This is a genomic window from Pseudoalteromonas sp. (genome assembly GCF_036960685.1).
GTDB lineage: Bacteria > Pseudomonadota > Gammaproteobacteria > Enterobacterales > Alteromonadaceae > Pseudoalteromonas.
Window position 1 is genome coordinate 51674 of sequence record NZ_JBALXK010000012.1, and the last position, 16289, is coordinate 67962.

Here is a 16289-nt window from a genome sequence, read left to right on the forward strand (position 1 = left end):
TGGCGGAGTGGACGGGACTCGAACCCGCGACCCCCGGCGTGACAGGCCGGTATTCTAACCAACTGAACTACCACTCCAGTCTTGCTTACAAATTGTCGAAAATTGGCGGAGTGGACGGGACTCGAACCCGCGACCCCCGGCGTGACAGGCCGGTATTCTAACCAACTGAACTACCACTCCACATTTTCGTTGCTGCCTGAGTCTCCCCTGACAGCGGCGTGAATAATACGAACCAACCCCTATTTCGTCAAGGGCTTTTTTGTTTTTTTATAGGTTTTTTAGTCATCTGACATCGAAAGGTTTAAAATTTCACCTGATTTGTCATTTTTTGAACCATTTTTATCAAGTTCTTTTTTTTCTTCACTTTGCTGCTCATTTTCAACTGCTGTTTTTTTCTGCAAAAATGGCAGCTTAATTTTTGGCATGACCGATTTTTTCTGAACAAACACACGAATTGCTAACCAACCAAGGAATAAGATGAGCAGATTTCCACCAACAATTAAACTTATAAATGTCATTGTTGCCATTGATTCTGCCTCTTTCGCAACTCTTTCTATCTCTTGTTGCTCTGCTTCACTAATAACGGGTGCTGGTAATTCAGGTACTGCTTCTATCGGCCGCTCTATTTCAAACTTATAAGTGGGGAGTGTTGCCATAAATTCACGGCCATTCACATTAGTGCCAAAAACAGACAGTTCAACACTATATCTACCCCAATCATAATTTTTAATTGCCAATTCACGGGTTAAACCGTTATTAGCGTCCAAGGTAAACATCTGCTCTTCATTATTGGGGTAATAAATTTTGCCTTGGATCAATACGGTTTCAGGCTGCACAATTTGCTTATCGAGGGTGATGGTTAATTGATGTTCTTGTAGGTCATCCTCGGCAAGTGCGATGCTATAACTAAAAGGTGGCTCTTTAACTTCTAAAATATCTTGAACGACTGTGCGCTTTAATAGTGGGGTTTCAATGTAAAGTTCCGGTTGCCACTGCCCGGCTGGGAAAACTAATTTAAATTCTCCGGTAAAAACGCCGTCTTTGGGGCGCTCATCAAAACCACGGCCGTCATCTTTAAACTCTGCAACATTGTGAGTACCCGCACCAAAGTTAGCAAAGTCACTGTTGTTGGTGCTAATAAAGTCAACATGTAAGCTAACTACATCACGAAATAAGCCGGTGTTTATTGGCTGGCCATCATTTAAAATCTGCCCAGTCATTTTTACCGTCTCGCCACGAAACAAAAGCGCTGGTAATGGCTCAACTTGTAGCTCTACTTCACCAAGTACTACAATTCTGCTTTTCGGTAAAATACTGCCAACCACTTGCCAAGGTCCTGGCATAGGATTTTTTATGGTGATCAAGTCATAGCTGAGTTCATCAAACCATTGCAGATTGTCATCCTTTCTTGCTGACGTTGCATAGTATTTACTGCCATCAGGTTTAACTAAAACGACTGCAGGCGCACCGGGCTTACGAAAAAACAATAAGGTAATTTCGTCAACTTTATAATCGATGCGAAAACGATTTTCCAATAATGGAATTTCATTTTGCTGCCCATCACGTTGCAGTAAGGTTATTTTATCTTCACTTGTTGCATTGCTGGTACTTGGTAACATCATTACCAAACACACAGCTAACAGTATGCTTCTCATGCTTTGCCTTATTCGGCACGCCATAAACATTGGCTACCGACTATATTTAATCGTTCTTCATGAGCCAGTTGCTCATCACTACTGGCATGCAGGACTACCAACGGCGCTCGGTTGGGATCTAAACGACGCAATTCTTTTTGCTGCTGTTCACTGCCTTGATTTTTATTTTGATTCAAGTTGAGCTTTACTTGCCCACCGGTCATCGCTAAATAAACGTCAGCTAAGATCTCAGAATCCAGTAACGCGCCGTGTAAGGTACGTTTCGTGTTATCTACATCATAACGACGACATAACGCATCAAGGTTGTTCTTCTGACCTGGATGCAAGTCACGCGCCATTTTGAGCGTGTCGAGAACTTGGCAGTAATCATGGGTTTTTTGATAACCTTGATTAAGTAACGCAAATTCATTATCCATATGGCCGACATCGAACGGCGCATTATGAATGACGAGCTCCGCCCCTTTAATATAGTCGAGAAATTCTTGGGCGATTTGATGAAATAGCGGTTTATCACGTAAAAACTCGTTAGTGATACCGTGAACATCAATGGCTTCTTCTTCACTTTTACGCTGCGGATTAATATAAACGTGAAAGTTATTGCCAGTTAAACGGCGATTAACTAATTCCACACAGCCGATTTCAATAATACGATGCCCCTGTTTGGGGTCGATGCCGGTGGTTTCTGTATCTAAAACTATTTGTCTACGTGCCATATCGAATTTAGCCTGACTCTGGTATCTTTCTATAATCACTTTATTGTACATAAGATCAAGGGAAAACAGTGCAAAAAACCGTAGAGATTTACACCGATGGCTCATGTTTAGGTAATCCGGGCCCCGGCGGTTATGGTATTTTTATGTTTTATAATGACCACGAAAAAAAATTAAGCCAAGGTTACACCCTCACCACTAACAATCGCATGGAAATGCTCGCAGCCATTGTTGCACTTGAAAGTTTGAACCGTCCTTGTGAGATTAACCTCACCACCGACAGCCAATATGTAAAACAAGGCATTGAATCTTGGGTTGCCAACTGGAAAAAACGCGGCTGGAAGACCGCCGCAAAAAAACCAGTTAAAAATGTCGATTTATGGAAACGCCTTGATGAAGCCTGCGCCCGTCATAACATTACTTGGAAATGGGTAAAAGGTCATAGTGGTAATAAATACAACGAAATTGTTGATGATTTAGCCCGTGATGCCGCTGGCAGTAAAAACTTACTTGAAGATACAGGCTATAAACCAGAATAAGCTTAATTTAAAAAATTCACCGCAAAGCATTTAACAACTTAGTTATATGATATAAGATTTAGCTATATCATATAACGGAGTTGTTTAATGTCTATTTTAGTCGAGTCTTTTTTTCATCAACAAAGTGCGACCTTTAGCTATTTAGTGTCTTGCAGTCTCACTAAGGCAGCCATGTTGATTGATAGCCCTGCAGACTTTAACGCAGCCAGCGGCATACTAAGCTTTAATACCGCCAATGACATTATTCGCCACATAAATGAAAATGAGCTGCTGCTTGAGTGGGTTTTAGAAACTCATGCTCATGCCGACCACATTACCGCAGCCAGTTATATTAAGCAGCAATTAGGCACAACTCACCCTTGTAAGCTCGCAACTGGCAGTAAGATAAAACAAGTGCAGCAACACTTTAGCCGCTTATATGATATCGATATGCCCTGTGACGGCAGCCCTTTTGAAAAGCTATTTAACGATAATGACAACTTTATGCTTGGCGAGTCTAACGTTACTGTGATCGCAACACCTGGACATACCCCAGATAGCGTGTGTTATTTAATTGAAGGGAATTTATTTGTCGGTGACACCTTCTTTATGCCTGATAGCGGCACCGCGCGCTGTGATTTTCCAGGTGGCAGTGCCGAGCAGTTGTATCATTCTTTACAACGAATACTGTCATTACCAGATCAAACCACCTTATGGATGTGCCATGACTATCAACCAAATGGTCGCGAGTTAGCCAATAAAACCACTGTTATGCAGCAACGCAATAGTAATATTCATCTACAAGCTAATGAGCAGGATTATATTCATACTCGACAAACTCGTGATGCAACTCTTAATGCCCCGGCTTTACTGCACCCAGCAATACAAATGAATATTCGTGCAGGGCAATTACCGCAAGTACAACAAAATGAGCAACGTTATTTAACTATCCCGCTCACGGTGCTGCTTTGAGGTTTGTCGCAAGCCTGCACCTTTTACAGGAGCAAATTGAGGGCGAGCATGCCATTTGGGTTTAATGGGTGTTAATGGCGCGACTCGCTTGCGCGCCACCAGCATATAAACACTGCCCATTGGTTTTAAATATTGCTTAGTAAAACGCCGCCACGGCGCAAACCGCGATAAACGATTACCGCGCGCCAACGATGAATAAATAAAACGCTCGTCACTGACAATTTCAAACCCCAATAAATTAAGCCAGTCTTTGACACGTGCAGGAGTAAAAAAGCGCCCAGTCCAAGGTAACTTTTGGCCACTAAAAGGCAGTAATTGCGCCAAACCACACAAGCTAAATGGGTTAAAGCCGGTGATCACCATGTAACCACCGGGGATCAAAGTGCGATGTGCTTCACGTAATATATGATGCGGATCAGAATGATATTCTAAACAATGGCTTAAAATACACGCATCGATACTGTGCTCGTAAAAAGGTAATTCATCAATATCTGCTACCACGCCAGTGAATGGACCAGATTCCGCCACACACACTTGATGTTTTATCGTGCTTTTACTGGTATTGAGTTCACCACTCAAATTTCCCAGTTTTAACATGTGATAACCAAACATACGCGGTAACCACTTATCCATTTTACGTTCTATGCCACTACGTAAATAGTCACCATGAGGAAACTCTTGCCACGACAGTGGTTTGGGTCCTTCTTGAAAACTAAGGGCTGGTTTCATTCGCTGAGCTCGTTATACTGTGTAATATCGTCACTTTATAGAGCAAAGTCACATGGTGCAAGTCAAAGCAATTAAAGCCTTTTCAGATAATTATATTTGGTGTATCAATGAGCAGAGCAGCACTGCGGCTTGGGTGGTAGACCCAGGCCAAGCAGAGCCTGTACTCAACTATTTAGCTGAGGCTGGCTTAACCCTTGCGGGAATTTTAATTACACATCATCATTATGACCATACCGATGGCGTAAATACCTTGCGAGAAGAGTTTGCCGGTATTGAAGTCTACGGACCAGCTAATAGCCCATTTAAAGGGATCACTAAAGCGCTAAACGACGGCGATGTGATCACAGTACTTAATACTGAGTTTACGATTATTACCACCCCAGGGCATACTTTAGATCATATTTGTTATACCAACCCAGCGCTTGCTTTTACTGGCGATACCTTATTTAGTGGTGGCTGTGGGCGTTTATTCGAAGGCAGCGCTGAGCAGATGCAGCACTCTTTTGATAAGTTAAAAAAATTACCGCCAACCTGCAAAATTTACTGTACTCATGAATACACACAAGCAAATTTAGCCTTTGCGTTGGCAGTTGAACCTAGCAACCGTGATTTAATTGAGTACGCGCAATGGGTGGATACAAAGCGCAACAATAAGCAAATAACCTTACCAAGCACGCTCGCGTTAGAACTAAAAATTAACCCTTTTATGCGCAGTGATATTGCAGGCATAACAGACAACATACCTAAGCAATTTAACCCGTTTACAAAAAACATATTACAAAATAATGAACCTTGGCAAAACTTTGCAGGTCTTAGAACCTGGAAAGACCACTTTTAAAAATATTACCTGATAATAATCAACCTATTATCAGGTTAATCAGTCAGTTGTTGCAGTTTTTAAATGGTCAAAAAGTGGCAATGTTAGCTTATTACGGGTAGTATTCGCCGAGTTTTTTACCTGATGTATTGGTATTTATGAATAAATCCCCCCTCGTTTTAGCCTTGGCGTTAGTGCTAAGTGGTTGTCAAACATTGACATCAACATCGTCTGATGACGAAGTTGCCAATCAAGCAACGCAATCGCAACTTGAAGGCGCAAGCCCAAATGATATTAGCGACGCATTGATGATCAATGCGCAATACCATCAATTAAATGATGTTGATGAAGCGCCACCGATTTTTGATGATGTGTGGGAGCGTATTCGTTACCAATTATCAATAGAAGTACCGCAAAACCGCCCTGTGGTTAGCGAGCGTAATTATTATGCAAAGCACCAAGCTTACCTAGATCGCATTTCAAAACGTGCTGAGCCTTACTTGCATTTTATTGTGGAAGAAGTTGAAAAGCGCAACATGCCGATCGAGATTGCATTACTGCCGATTGTAGAAAGTGCCTTTGATCCATTCGGTTATTCTAACCGCAGTGCATCGGGTATTTGGCAATTTATGCCGCAAACCGGTGAACGTTTTGATTTAAAACAAAACTGGTGGTACGACGGTCGTCGTGACATTGTGCAATCAACACGGGCCGCGCTTGATTACTTATCTTATTTGCACAAAACCTTAGATGGTGACTGGCTGAATGCGATTGCCGCCTATAATTCAGGTGAAGGGCGTTTGTTACGCGCGATAAAAAAGAATCGCAAAAAACATTTACCGACCGATTTTTGGTCGCTTGATTTACCAAGCGAAACCACCGCTTATGTACCAAAATTACTTGCTCTGTCTGACTTATTAAAACGCGCTGATGAATTTGGCCTAAACTGGAACCCAATCATCAATGCACAAGTTGTCGAGGCAGTTGATATTGGCTCCCAAATTGATCTGGCGTTAGCGGCTCAAATGGCCGATATCAGCCTAACAGAACTGTATCGCTTAAACCCTGGGTTTAATCGCTGGGCAACGGATCCAAATGGCCCACACTTTTTATTATTACCCACTGATAAAGTTGAACAGTTTCAACAGCTACTGGCGAAAACTGCACTTAAAGATCGCTTGCGTTGGCAACAATATATTGTCGCAAACGGTGATAGCCTATCGGTAATTGCGAAAAAATTTGCAACCAGTACCAGTGCAATCAAGTCGCTGAACAAGCTCAAATCAAATACCATTCGTGTTGGTCAGCAGTTATTAGTGCCCTTAAGTGACGGCGCAATTAATAGCGAACACTTACCTGAACAAGTCCGCTTGGCGGCGAATAAAAATAGCCAAAAGAAACTCTCTCACACAGTTAAAAGTGGCGATACCTTATGGGATATTAGCCAAGAGTATGACGTTACTATTAATGAACTGGCAAAATGGAACAAGCTTAAAAAGAACAGCGTATTACGCTTAGGGCAAAAGTTAACTGTTTATAAAACGTCTAGCAATACACAAACCGCTTTGATCAGCAGCAATCGTACTATTACCTATAAAGTACGCCGTGGTGACTCGCTCGCGCGCATTGCCGATAAATTTAACTTAAGTGTAAACGATATTATTAAGTGGAATAACCTTGCCGGTCAAAAGTACTTACAACCAGGGCAAAAGTTAAAGCTTAAAGTGGATGTAAAAAGCACCTAAACAAAACGATATAGATAATAAAAAAGAGCGAATACGCTCTTTTTTATTATCTATACTCTGGAATTTTAGTAAGCCACTGCTTTAACCATGGCTCCGTGACTGGCCAAGGTTCAAAATCTTCACATGCATCAATTTCTAAGCGATGGCCAATAGGCTTGGCTTGTAAGTCACGAAACAATTCATCAAAACTGCGCCCTGCACCACAAAAAGTATCACCATAGCTTCTGTCGCCCATAGCAATAATTCCGTAAGGTTTACCTGTTAGCATAGGAAATTGGCTATTAAGCTGCGCGTAAAACGACTCTAAATTATCGGGAATGTCGCCCTGACCGGTGGTAGAGGTGATCACTAAAATATGACTGGCCGATTTTATATCATCAATTGTTGGAGAGCTTATCAACTTAGCTTGATGATCTGATTGCTCAATCGCCTCAATAACGTCATCACTTAAGCGTTCAGCGCCGCCATATACACTGCCTACAAAAATGCTAATAGTCGCCATTAATAATCCTTTTCTTGATTGGGCCAGCCTAGTTGAGTGCAAATGCTAAGCATTGCCTCACCCAGTGGCGCTTTAATTTTTATTGGTTGCTGAGTATAAGGGTGCACAAAGTTAAGCTCAGTTGCAAATAACATTAACCGACGCAGTGCAAAGTGCTCTCTAAAAAACTGATTATGTTGGTTGTCACCATGATTTACATCACCAATGATCGGCAAAGACAAATGTTTTAAATGGCGGCGAATTTGATGCTTGCGCCCTGTTTTAGGAAAACACTCAACCAAGGAATAACGCACCGTTGGGTATTTACCAATAGGTAAAGGCAGCGTTGCTTGTTGCAAACAATTAAACTGCGTTTGCGCCTCCTGCGGTGCTTTGTCTTGTGCTGCAAATTTATCTGCGATTTTATCCAGCTCTTCTTTGAGTGGTTTGTCTAAAAACACCGACTCTGGGGCAAAGCCACGCACTAACGCTAAATAACGTTTAGTAATTTGATTATCAATAAATAACTGATTGATATCTCGTGCAGCCTCAGAGCTTAATGCAAACAGCAAGACGCCCGAAGTCGGTCTGTCTAAGCGATGGACAGGAAATACATGTTGGCCAATTTGATCGCGTAGCATCTGCATCGCAAATTGCGTTTCGTGTTTGTCTAAAAATGAGCGATGCACTAACAAACCAGACGGTTTATTAATGGCAATATAGTTTTCATCACGATACAAAATTTCAAGTTCACCAAACTCAACTGGGGCTAGGCGTTCATTCATTATTACTTCCTAATAATTGATCAAGCTGGGCCAGCAGTTGCGTAATTGCTGTGCCACCCGGTTTTTGCGCTAGCATCAGTTCAGCCATTGGCGCGATAGCCAAATTACTGGGTAACGGGTGAAGTTCACTGATCAATAACTGCATTTTTTCAATAAATACAAATTGCAGCCATTGCTCAAACGCCATAGTATCGTGGCAAAAAGGCACTGTTGAATTTAACGCTTGAGCAGCAATCGGCTCATCTTGCCACAATTGGTGCTGCTTTAATAAGGCTATTAGTTGCGTTAAATACGCTTGGGTCTGTTGGTACATAACCGCCCTCTTTGATTATCATTGTGTGATTATACCCTGTTCCCACATGGCCTGCTATGACGTATAATTTGCAGAATTTTGCAGTAAAAATCAGTGGATCATTATGACCGAGCAAATCGCAACTTTAGGGCAATTACTTGATGGCGCAGGCACCACATGGCGCGTTTTTGATATTGGCAGACATATCACAAAGCTAGATAAGAAGCAGTTTCTGGCCATTGAGCAGGCGCAAATCCCTTACCCTTTTCCTTTAGCAGGCCATGCTTGGTTAGCCATTCAATTTTGGGATAGCAAAGCCAGTAGCGAACCCTATGTATGGTTTTTAAAGTTTCCGGTTGACGAGCAAAGTAAGTTGGTTTGTGCAAGCCGCGACCATTTTGCCAATATGGTGATTGAAGCGATTGGTAATGATTTAACCGGCAGCCAAGCCGACGGTAAACTTGATAACAACCCTTACGTTTTTACCCCCAATGCCAATAAATTAGCCGCCTTTAACGCACAATTAAAAGTACTGTTAAAACAACCTGCGTCACAATATTACGAATACAGCCAATTGTATTTTAGTGGCAAACTCGGGTTTGATAATTGGCAAAGTGTTGCGGTGCAAGGCATTGCTGATTTTGCGCTACGCTTAGATGATGATAAAAACTTAGCCGCGTTACAAAATGCTTGGCTGCAGCTGCCAGCAGAGGTATTACAGCCACTCAGTGCCATGCTTGAACATGTTGAAATCCCCCCATCATTAAGCGAGCAACTGCTAAGTTATGCTCAACAAGCCATTACACAAAAAGATACATTAGCACTGTGCTGCGCCTTGCGAGCAATGTCTAAAGCACAAGCGCAGACACTAACAGCACAATTAGTGGATACCATTTTACAGTCAGATATTGCCTGTGAGTCAGATGTTCTGCAAACCATAGCAGGTCGCTGCTTTAATTTACTAAGCGACCCTGAACGGTTGCATATTTTTATGGATAACTGCGCCCACCAGCAACAGATTGAAGAATTATTCCCAAGTATTTTCGCGGATTTAGTTGCAATACCAAGTATTCGCCCGCACTTATTAGGTTTGTTACGTAAAGAAAATCGCAGCGAAACCCTCGCCCGCGCAATTGGAAGGTTATTCTCGTAAATGGCAAGTTTGTGGACATTCATTATCATTGGTGCGGTTATTTATCTGTTTTGGCTTAATCGTAAAGTGGCTGAGGCTGCCAATGCGCATGCCAAACGGCAAAGCGAGCAACTGCAAGTACAGTTAATGAGTGTCGCCTGTATTAAACGCCGCTTTGGCTTATTAAAAAGCGGCAAGCCAGGTATTAAGAGCGAGTTTATTTTTGAGTTTTCCAGTGATGGTGAAAGTGTTTACCAAGGCGTGTTGTTGATGGAAAATGAAATGCTAAAAAGCGTGGTAGTACCACCGCATAAGATCTAGTTAGAAAGTTAGAAAGTTAGAAATGGTTTTGTGGGTGGCTGTTATATGTCAACTTAAAAAACTAAGGCGTAACATATAGTTACGCCCCAATCTGACTTCGTCCATAACAAGGCATCCATACCTACGCCGAAGCTACCATTTTTATCTATCCCCTGAACGGGTATATATCCAAATACACCCTCACATTGCATCTATGCAATATCCTACACGTCCTAGTGTTATCCTCTTGCCAGCCTGGCCGTCCTACGGTTCCAACCGCTCCTATTACTTCCTGTAATATAATCCTTTGAATTGTCCTTATCATTAGCTCCGCTAATGTGCCGCATCCTGGCGGTGTCCTTGTTCGTCCTTGCATCCGTGTTAACTTGTCCGTTTGCTTCCTGCTAAGCTTCATGCTTAATTGCCATAATCCATTTCCTTGGCAGCAGCTCATTCATTGAGTCTGTGTCGTCTTGACAAAGTAAAGTTTAAAGCAAAGTGGAGTTAGCGATAGTTACAAATAATAATAATTTTCATGTCACAATTTTGCAAAAACAATATAGTTAATATAAAACAATAACTTAACCACTTAACAGCACTAATTATAGAGCAATAAACGGCTAAAGCGCACGATAATGTAAGATATCTCTCACAGTGATATTTCCATAATGGCGTTTATACCTTATCAATGCCATTCAGCTGATTTAAACAGCAGTTCACCTTGTACATTATTAAACGTAAGGTGCTGTAAAGACGTAAACCCTTCACTGGCAAAAAATGCAGTGTGTTTATCTTGGGTAACAAAAACCGCCATGCCTGAGGCACTCTCATTACTTTGCACTAAATCATTTAAGCCGCGTAATAAGTAGCGACCAATACCTTGGCCATGAAAATGCGGATCAACGGCAATAAATGCTAAAAAGTAATAATTACCTTGGCTGCTGAGCGCATTGCGGATCGTTTGTTCTTTTTCAATCAATTGATTGGTTTGTAGATAGCCTGCGCTTAGCATTAGTTTTAAACGCCAATGCCAATAACGCTGGGCTTGTAACTGACTATCGGATTCAAACACACACGCGACTGCTTTTAACCTATCTTGTTTATACAAACCAATTAACGGCTGTTTTTCTTGCCAAAATGTGTTGAGCTCTTCGCGGATCAAAGCACGTAGTTTTTTTTCATAGCTGGCTTTATTTGATTCACTGTAGTTTAGCAAAGGCTGTAAGAGCGGATCATCATGATAGGCTTGGTAAATTAAACTCGCTGCGATACTGATGTCTTCTGCGGCTATATACTGCACACGTAATGTTTCATTCTCAGTCTCTACGGTCATGACTCATCCTTATTTTTATTTTGATTTTTTCTGTAGCAACAGCTATAGGTATATTCCTATCTGCATTAAAAGGCAAATTCAGCGGGTGTTAAACTCTAACAACCCATCATAAAGTTCTATTACTGTTTTTCAGTTATCACCAAGGAGCATGACATGGATACCACCAAACACGATATCAATACACTCTTCAAACAACTGGGCTTAGCAAGTTCAGAGAGTGAAATTGATACTTTCATTGCTGCTCATTCATTACCCGATACCACCTTGTTGCAAGACGCGCCATTTTGGGATCAAGCACAACGCCACTTTATTGCAGAGTCATTAGCAGAAGACGGCGATTGGAGTGAAGTGATTGACGAACTAGATGTACGTTTACGTCAGCAGTAAAAGTACTTGGCTATAGCCAACCACCTGTTATTATACCCGGCGCAGCACATCTGCGTGTTGCGCCTTACTTTAAAGAGTTTAAAAATAGAATGAATGCCGTTGTTTTTGATGCAATCAAAGCCCTTCTTGACGAAGGCAAAACCCCTACTGTCGCTTTAACTAAAAGTAAACTAACACAACCGATCCCGTTACCTGTTATTATTGCAGCCGTAAGCCAATATAAAAATAATCCAGATTCTATTCATAACTTGGCAAAATCAGCCAATGTTGTAATAGAGGCTAGCAATGACGAAAGCCAACTTGATCGTATTGAACAAAAGCTTGATCGCTTACTTGCTTTACTCGAAAATAAAAACTAGAGACTTTACATGTTTGTTGTTGATTTAACGTTTGATTGTTACCAAGATACGACCCTTGAAAATGCCGAGCAAGCAATAAATCGGTTAGTGAATGCATTGCGCTTTAACGGCCAAATAATGGGGGAAGAATTTCCAACTGTGCTCAAAGATGGTTACTTCGTTACCCGCGTAATGTGCCCGACTGATGAGGCAATGCACCCACTTAACAACAGTCCGTTTGTTAAACACAGTATTGATAAACTTCATGATGCCGGGTTACTGGCTCCTAAAGTCAAAGTGATTGGTCAAGATATCCACTCCAATGGTGCTGATCAGTGTCATGAACCATCGAGTTATATTTTATATACCACGTATGTTCATACATGTAGTCCATTGTATTGTGGTGATGACTTTTTACCGGTGCCTTTATTTCGTATTCCTGCGATTGCCAATGGTGATTATAAAACCTTAATAAAGTGGCAAGAAGATTGGCAAGCGTGTGATCAAATTCAAATTAATGGCGCTACACGGTGTGAATTTCCCGCTTTAGATGAAATATCAAACCTTGATAGCGATCTTTCACGCCGTGGTAAAGATATTGCCAAACGAGTGAGCTTTTTGACTAAAAAGCCTGTCTATTATTATTTGTATCGGGTGGGCGGCAAAGACAAAAACTCAGAACGCGAACGAAAGTGTCCAAGCTGTAATGGCGACTGGAAGTTACCTGAATCATGGTTTGGGTTATTTGATTTTCGCTGTGAGCCATGTGGCTTAGTGTCGAATATATCGTGGGATTTTCAGTAACAAATCGCTTCTAATAAAGCACTGCGCAGCGTTTGCTACTGCGCAGTAACAGCGCTTACACGGTTAGTGCTGTAATAAAAGAGCTAAGATCAGCGCTAAGCACATGATGAGGTTTTTTACCTACATACTCTAAACACACCTCTCCTGTTTCTAATAACACCGAAACCAATAAATCTTCTTGATCAGTTAAACCAATAAATACAGTTGGCGGTTGTTTTAGTTTGCGCTTCATCAAAACATGACCGGTTATATTTTGCTGCAGTAAATCAAAATCATCATCGCTCCACGCCTGTAATAGCTCCACGTCATGCCCGTCAATATTAGCAATAATACAGCCGCCGAAAAACGCGCCATAGTACTGTTGCAGCGCCTTTGGAAACTCAACCTCTAACGCCTTAGCTAAATCAGTTAAAGAGCCACCTGGAGTGCGAGCAACCGCTTGCCATTGGATCAATCCTTGCTCATCGGGGTTGCCAACTTCACACAGGCTTGGCCAATCACTGTCATGTTCAATCTGAGGTAATTTGCCTGTTTGCGCTTGTTGCTTACTAGCAAAGCGTTGATGGAGTTGTTCTAACTGGGTAATAATAGTCATGCTGTGAAACTCATAAGCTTTAGGTATAATAGCGCTATTGTAACTACAAAAGACCTAACATGACAGATTACAGCAACGCACCAGAATTAAAAGGCAGTGTGCTTGGTCAATCAACTGAGTATGTTGATACTTATACACCTAGCCTACTGTTTCCAATCGCCCGAAAACTTAACCGCGACGATTTAAGCATTGATGAAAACGCCCTGCCTTTTAAAGGCCAAGATATTTGGACTGGTTACGAGCTTTCGTGGTTAAACCAAAAAGGTAAGCCCGTAGTTGCTGTCGCAAGCTTTGAATTTCCTTGTCAGAGCAGCCATATCATTGAATCTAAGTCTTTTAAATTGTATTTAAATAGCTTTAATCAGACTCGTTTTGATTGTGTTGATGATGTTGCCGCCATTTTAACCGCTGACTTATCAAGCGCAGTAGCAATGCCTATTACGGTCACTTTATACAGCCCGACAGATTATAACTGCTTGCCTTGTACACCCTTACCAGGTGTGTGCATTGATGAGTTAGACATTGAAGTAACTGACTACCAACTTGGCACAAATAGTTTAAAAGCATCAAGCAGTGAAACGATCACCGAAACGCTGCACAGTCATTTATTAAAATCAAACTGCTTGATCACCTCGCAGCCAGACTGGGCAAGTATTATTATTCGTTATACTGGCGAACAAATATGCCAAGAGTCATTACTGCGTTACTTAATTTCATTTCGTTCTCATAATGAATTTCATGAGCAATGCGTAGAGCGTATTTATTGTGACTTAATGACGCAATTGAATTTACAAAAACTTGAAGTGTACGCCCGTTATACCCGCCGTGGCGGACTCGACATCAACCCGTACCGTTCAACGGATCAAGATGTCACCCCATTCAAGGTGAAAATAAACCGCCAGTAATAGGTATTTTATTGTATAGAACCCCGAGCCAGCTCGGGGTTTATAGTTAGCTCGTTAACGTTCAACTCTTTTAGTGGGTATAGGCATACCGCAAACATCTACATAATTTGGCGTTTCGACAAACCATGATTCTGAGCGGTTTTGGCGTGCTTTGATCAACGCTAAAAATGCATTGGAATCAGTACGCATAACTTTAAACTGGCTGTTATCTTGCTGACTAATATCAGCTAACACTTGTAGGTCTGTAATAGGATTAAAAGCAGTGTTTTTAATGCTCGCGCGCGATAAACGATTAAAATGCTCCATCCCCTCCAGTACACGGCCAAACACGGTAATATTTCGGTCCAAATAACGCGGGCCTTGCCCTATTGTGACATAAAACTCAGTGCCACCACTGTTAATATCGTTATCCCGCGCCATTGCAAATACCCCATTACAATGCACTTGCCACGTTTGTGTTTGCGCATCGTCTTGTGCCACCGCAAAGCCATTTAAAAACCCGGTAATTGGGGCATAGCCATCATGGTGATCAAGTTCGGTAATATTAACAGGGTTTGGGGTCGTTAAATAAAACTCGGCAGGTATTGCTTTAGCGCCATTTTTGACTGGTTTTTTACCACTTTCATCGCCACCTTGCGCTACAAAACCTTCCACAAAGCGATACACATTTAAATCTTTATAAAAGCCTTCGCGGGCGAGCTGTTTGATATTTTGCGTGTGTTTTGGTGCAAGCAGCGGGTTAAGTTCAATATAAGCGGCACCGGTTGGCAGGGTAATTTTGATAATATTGTCAGCATCCACTAAGCGCCATTGCTGCTGCGTTGCTTGATTAATAATTTGTGCCGCAGTAGGCTGAGTATCAGCTTGTGCCATACTCATTTGGCTCGTTAATAAAGTACCACCAATAAAGCATAATTTTTTAAACATGTTGCACCTATAATTATTGTTATGGCGCTAGGTTATTTGGTTAAGCTGTTTTTATCAAGCCAAAACTGCGGCTGATAAATTGGCGCACTGCGTGGTAGTAAAGGGTTGGTCAGTTCAATAATACGGCGGTTTTTTAAATTGGCTTGTGCAATAGTGGCAGCAAAATATTTGAAGAATAACGTGTCAAAAGAGCCATCAGCAATCGCAGCTGATAAGCCGTCATAGAGTAGTTTGTGTAATGCTTGATTATTATTTGCCACAAAAAAATAGACTGCTGATGGATAGCGAATAGCAATATGCGGCTCGTGAATAATATCATCACCATGATTTTTAGTTATATCAAAGATTTCGTATGGCAGCGCGTCAATACGCCCTGAGCGCAGCATTGCAATAGGTTCTGCGCCTGTCCCATATATGAGTGTTTCTAACTCGTTACTTTTAAAAATAGCACTATCCGGCCAATCTTCCCGTAAACCAAATACAAAGGGAGTAAGTTGTCTTGAATGAGTGACTTCTGCAAACATGTCTTTATGGCTAGTATGCACCACGGGAATACGATAACCCAATAAACCTTTATCTATGGGGATCAAAATTGCTTTGGCCTGTTTTTCCCATTCTAAACTCGTGGCTCCCCAAAACACATCGATACCGTTTTTCTCACCTAGTAACCTTATAGCCCTGTTTTGTGAAGGAATATCTGGCACTTCACTGGGCACCATAGTAATCGCAGACTTACTAAGTATCAGCGTCAGTAGCTCTGCTGGATAAGCATGGCCACCAGCAGAGTAACGAACCGTTAATGGTGTGCTCGCCAAACCACTAAAAGAAATCAGTAAGCAAACTAATAACAGTTTTTGCAACGTA

At 41.7% G+C, this 16289-nt stretch carries 20 protein-coding genes and 2 tRNA genes; 10 read left to right on the forward strand and 12 right to left on the reverse strand.

All coding sequences use genetic code 11. The annotated features are described in order from the left end of the window. From V7783_RS11650 to dnaQ, 4 genes are all read right to left on the reverse strand, one after another. Positions 1 to 77, reverse strand: a tRNA-Asp gene (locus V7783_RS11650). Positions 78 to 103: 26 nt separating this feature from the next. Next, positions 104 to 180: transfer RNA gene (locus V7783_RS11655), tRNA-Asp, on the reverse strand. Positions 181 to 278: 98 nt separating this feature from the next. Then, positions 279 to 1655 (reverse strand): TIGR03503 family protein, encoded by a 1377-nt coding sequence (locus V7783_RS11660; protein ID WP_442961367.1) that lies wholly within the window; start codon positions 1653 to 1655, stop codon positions 279 to 281. A gap of 8 nt (positions 1656 to 1663) precedes the next feature. Continuing rightward, positions 1664 to 2368, reverse strand: coding sequence for a DNA polymerase III subunit epsilon (gene dnaQ, locus V7783_RS11665; RefSeq protein ID WP_064668339.1), 705 nt, complete (start codon positions 2366 to 2368; stop codon positions 1664 to 1666). A 68-nt stretch (positions 2369 to 2436) separates the two neighbouring features. Here dnaQ and rnhA point away from each other — a divergent pair, with 68 nt between their 5' ends. Next, positions 2437 to 2904 (forward strand): ribonuclease HI, encoded by a 468-nt coding sequence (gene rnhA / locus V7783_RS11670; RefSeq protein WP_335678850.1) that lies wholly within the window; start codon positions 2437 to 2439, stop codon positions 2902 to 2904. 87 nt (positions 2905 to 2991) lie between these two features. Further along, positions 2992 to 3855 carry an MBL fold metallo-hydrolase gene (locus V7783_RS11675; protein WP_335678851.1) on the forward strand — a complete coding sequence of 288 codons (864 nt, stop codon included), beginning with the start codon at positions 2992 to 2994 and terminating at the stop codon, positions 3853 to 3855. Here the strand turns inward: V7783_RS11675 and V7783_RS11680 are convergent. Next, a complete protein-coding gene (locus tag V7783_RS11680) occupies positions 3826 to 4584 on the reverse strand; it encodes a class I SAM-dependent methyltransferase (RefSeq protein WP_335678852.1) in 759 nt (252 codons plus the stop codon). The two genes, V7783_RS11675 and V7783_RS11680, sit on opposite strands and share 30 nt — an antisense overlap. 52 nt (positions 4585 to 4636) lie before the next feature. Here V7783_RS11680 and gloB point away from each other — a divergent pair, with 52 nt between their 5' ends. Further along, positions 4637 to 5422 (forward strand): hydroxyacylglutathione hydrolase, encoded by a 786-nt coding sequence (gene gloB, locus V7783_RS11685; RefSeq protein ID WP_335678853.1) that lies wholly within the window; start codon positions 4637 to 4639, stop codon positions 5420 to 5422. Positions 5423 to 5559: 137 nt separating this feature from the next. Beyond that, positions 5560 to 7146 carry a LysM peptidoglycan-binding domain-containing protein gene (locus V7783_RS11690; protein WP_335678854.1) on the forward strand — a complete coding sequence of 529 codons (1587 nt, stop codon included), beginning with the start codon at positions 5560 to 5562 and terminating at the stop codon, positions 7144 to 7146. Positions 7147 to 7192: 46 nt separating this feature from the next. Here the strand turns inward: V7783_RS11690 and V7783_RS11695 are convergent, their stop codons facing one another. The 3 genes from V7783_RS11695 to V7783_RS11705 are packed head-to-tail and all read right to left on the reverse strand — an operon-like array spanning position 7193 to position 8725. Then, on the reverse strand, positions 7193 to 7648 hold the full coding sequence (locus V7783_RS11695) for a flavodoxin (RefSeq protein ID WP_335678855.1): 456 nt from the start codon (positions 7646 to 7648) through the stop codon (positions 7193 to 7195). Beyond that, a complete protein-coding gene (gene truC / locus V7783_RS11700; RefSeq protein ID WP_335678856.1) occupies positions 7648 to 8412 on the reverse strand; it encodes a tRNA pseudouridine(65) synthase TruC in 765 nt (254 codons plus the stop codon). The genes V7783_RS11695 and truC overlap by 1 nt, the downstream gene beginning before the upstream one ends. Continuing rightward, positions 8405 to 8725, reverse strand: coding sequence for a YqcC family protein (locus V7783_RS11705; protein WP_335678857.1), 321 nt, complete (start codon positions 8723 to 8725; stop codon positions 8405 to 8407). The genes truC and V7783_RS11705 overlap by 8 nt, the downstream gene beginning before the upstream one ends. A gap of 103 nt (positions 8726 to 8828) precedes the next feature. Between V7783_RS11705 and V7783_RS11710 the strand changes: the two genes are divergently transcribed. Together V7783_RS11710 and V7783_RS11715 are read left to right on the forward strand one after the other, a co-directional pair. After that, on the forward strand, positions 8829 to 9857 hold the full coding sequence (locus V7783_RS11710; protein WP_335678858.1) for a DUF3549 family protein: 1029 nt from the start codon (positions 8829 to 8831) through the stop codon (positions 9855 to 9857). Beyond that, a complete protein-coding gene (locus V7783_RS11715) occupies positions 9858 to 10157 on the forward strand; it encodes a DUF3301 domain-containing protein (protein ID WP_192543040.1) in 300 nt (99 codons plus the stop codon). Between the two features lie 664 nt (positions 10158 to 10821). Here V7783_RS11715 and V7783_RS11720 read toward each other — a convergent pair. Next, positions 10822 to 11469, reverse strand: a complete 648-nt coding sequence (locus V7783_RS11720) for a GNAT family N-acetyltransferase (protein WP_335678859.1) — start codon at positions 11467 to 11469, stop codon at positions 10822 to 10824. A 153-nt stretch (positions 11470 to 11622) separates the two neighbouring features. Here V7783_RS11720 and V7783_RS11725 point away from each other — a divergent pair, with 153 nt between their 5' ends. The 3 genes from V7783_RS11725 to V7783_RS11735 all read left to right on the forward strand — a co-directional run bounded on the left by V7783_RS11725 (position 11623) and on the right by V7783_RS11735 (position 12998). Beyond that, on the forward strand, positions 11623 to 11856 hold the full coding sequence (locus V7783_RS11725; protein ID WP_064668351.1) for a DUF2789 domain-containing protein: 234 nt from the start codon (positions 11623 to 11625) through the stop codon (positions 11854 to 11856). Between the two features lie 89 nt (positions 11857 to 11945). Then, complete coding sequence (locus V7783_RS11730) at positions 11946 to 12215, forward strand: hypothetical protein (protein ID WP_192541587.1); 270 nt, start codon at positions 11946 to 11948, stop codon at positions 12213 to 12215. Between the two features lie 9 nt (positions 12216 to 12224). Beyond that, positions 12225 to 12998 (forward strand): Zn-ribbon-containing protein, encoded by a 774-nt coding sequence (locus V7783_RS11735; protein ID WP_335678860.1) that lies wholly within the window; start codon positions 12225 to 12227, stop codon positions 12996 to 12998. Positions 12999 to 13053: 55 nt separating this feature from the next. On the opposite strand, the gene syd is transcribed toward V7783_RS11735, so the two are convergent. Continuing rightward, positions 13054 to 13593 carry a SecY-interacting protein gene (syd, locus tag V7783_RS11740; protein WP_335678861.1) on the reverse strand — a complete coding sequence of 180 codons (540 nt, stop codon included), beginning with the start codon at positions 13591 to 13593 and terminating at the stop codon, positions 13054 to 13056. A gap of 59 nt (positions 13594 to 13652) precedes the next feature. Here syd and queF point away from each other — a divergent pair, with 59 nt between their 5' ends. Continuing rightward, entirely contained in the window at positions 13653 to 14498 is an 846-nt protein-coding gene (queF, locus tag V7783_RS11745; RefSeq protein WP_335678862.1) for an NADPH-dependent 7-cyano-7-deazaguanine reductase QueF, read from the forward strand. Between the two features lie 54 nt (positions 14499 to 14552). Here the strand turns inward: queF and V7783_RS11750 are convergent, their stop codons facing one another. Both V7783_RS11750 and V7783_RS11755 read right to left on the reverse strand, forming a co-directional pair. After that, positions 14553 to 15377 carry a peptidylprolyl isomerase gene (locus tag V7783_RS11750; protein ID WP_335678917.1) on the reverse strand — a complete coding sequence of 275 codons (825 nt, stop codon included), beginning with the start codon at positions 15375 to 15377 and terminating at the stop codon, positions 14553 to 14555. A gap of 80 nt (positions 15378 to 15457) precedes the next feature. Then, a complete protein-coding gene (locus V7783_RS11755) occupies positions 15458 to 16285 on the reverse strand; it encodes a hypothetical protein (protein WP_335678863.1) in 828 nt (275 codons plus the stop codon). Positions 16286 to 16289: the final 4 nt, after the last annotated feature.

Bases quoted from the DNA above. Each gene is read 5' to 3' on its own strand.
- V7783_RS11660 (WP_442961367.1), bottom strand. From the start codon at position 1,655: ATGAGAAGCATACTGTTAGCTGTGTGTTTGGTAATGATGTTACCAAGT.
- dnaQ (WP_064668339.1), bottom strand. From the start codon at position 2,368: ATGGCACGTAGACAAATAGTTTTAGATACAGAAACCACCGGCATCGAC.
- V7783_RS11675 (WP_335678851.1), top strand. From the start codon at position 2,992: ATGTCTATTTTAGTCGAGTCTTTTTTTCATCAACAAAGTGCGACCTTT.
- V7783_RS11680 (WP_335678852.1), bottom strand. From the start codon at position 4,584: ATGAAACCAGCCCTTAGTTTTCAAGAAGGACCCAAACCACTGTCGTGG.
- gloB (WP_335678853.1), top strand. From the start codon at position 4,637: ATGGTGCAAGTCAAAGCAATTAAAGCCTTTTCAGATAATTATATTTGG.
- V7783_RS11690 (WP_335678854.1), top strand. From the start codon at position 5,560: ATGAATAAATCCCCCCTCGTTTTAGCCTTGGCGTTAGTGCTAAGTGGT.
- V7783_RS11695 (WP_335678855.1), bottom strand. From the start codon at position 7,648: ATGGCGACTATTAGCATTTTTGTAGGCAGTGTATATGGCGGCGCTGAA.
- truC (WP_335678856.1), bottom strand. From the start codon at position 8,412: ATGAATGAACGCCTAGCCCCAGTTGAGTTTGGTGAACTTGAAATTTTG.
- V7783_RS11705 (WP_335678857.1), bottom strand. From the start codon at position 8,725: ATGTACCAACAGACCCAAGCGTATTTAACGCAACTAATAGCCTTATTA.
- V7783_RS11710 (WP_335678858.1), top strand. From the start codon at position 8,829: ATGACCGAGCAAATCGCAACTTTAGGGCAATTACTTGATGGCGCAGGC.
- V7783_RS11715 (WP_192543040.1), top strand. From the start codon at position 9,858: ATGGCAAGTTTGTGGACATTCATTATCATTGGTGCGGTTATTTATCTG.
- V7783_RS11720 (WP_335678859.1), bottom strand. From the start codon at position 11,469: ATGACCGTAGAGACTGAGAATGAAACATTACGTGTGCAGTATATAGCC.
- V7783_RS11725 (WP_064668351.1), top strand. From the start codon at position 11,623: ATGGATACCACCAAACACGATATCAATACACTCTTCAAACAACTGGGC.
- V7783_RS11730 (WP_192541587.1), top strand. From the start codon at position 11,946: ATGAATGCCGTTGTTTTTGATGCAATCAAAGCCCTTCTTGACGAAGGC.
- V7783_RS11735 (WP_335678860.1), top strand. From the start codon at position 12,225: ATGTTTGTTGTTGATTTAACGTTTGATTGTTACCAAGATACGACCCTT.
- syd (WP_335678861.1), bottom strand. From the start codon at position 13,593: ATGACTATTATTACCCAGTTAGAACAACTCCATCAACGCTTTGCTAGT.
- queF (WP_335678862.1), top strand. From the start codon at position 13,653: ATGACAGATTACAGCAACGCACCAGAATTAAAAGGCAGTGTGCTTGGT.
- V7783_RS11750 (WP_335678917.1), bottom strand. From the start codon at position 15,377: ATGAGTATGGCACAAGCTGATACTCAGCCTACTGCGGCACAAATTATT.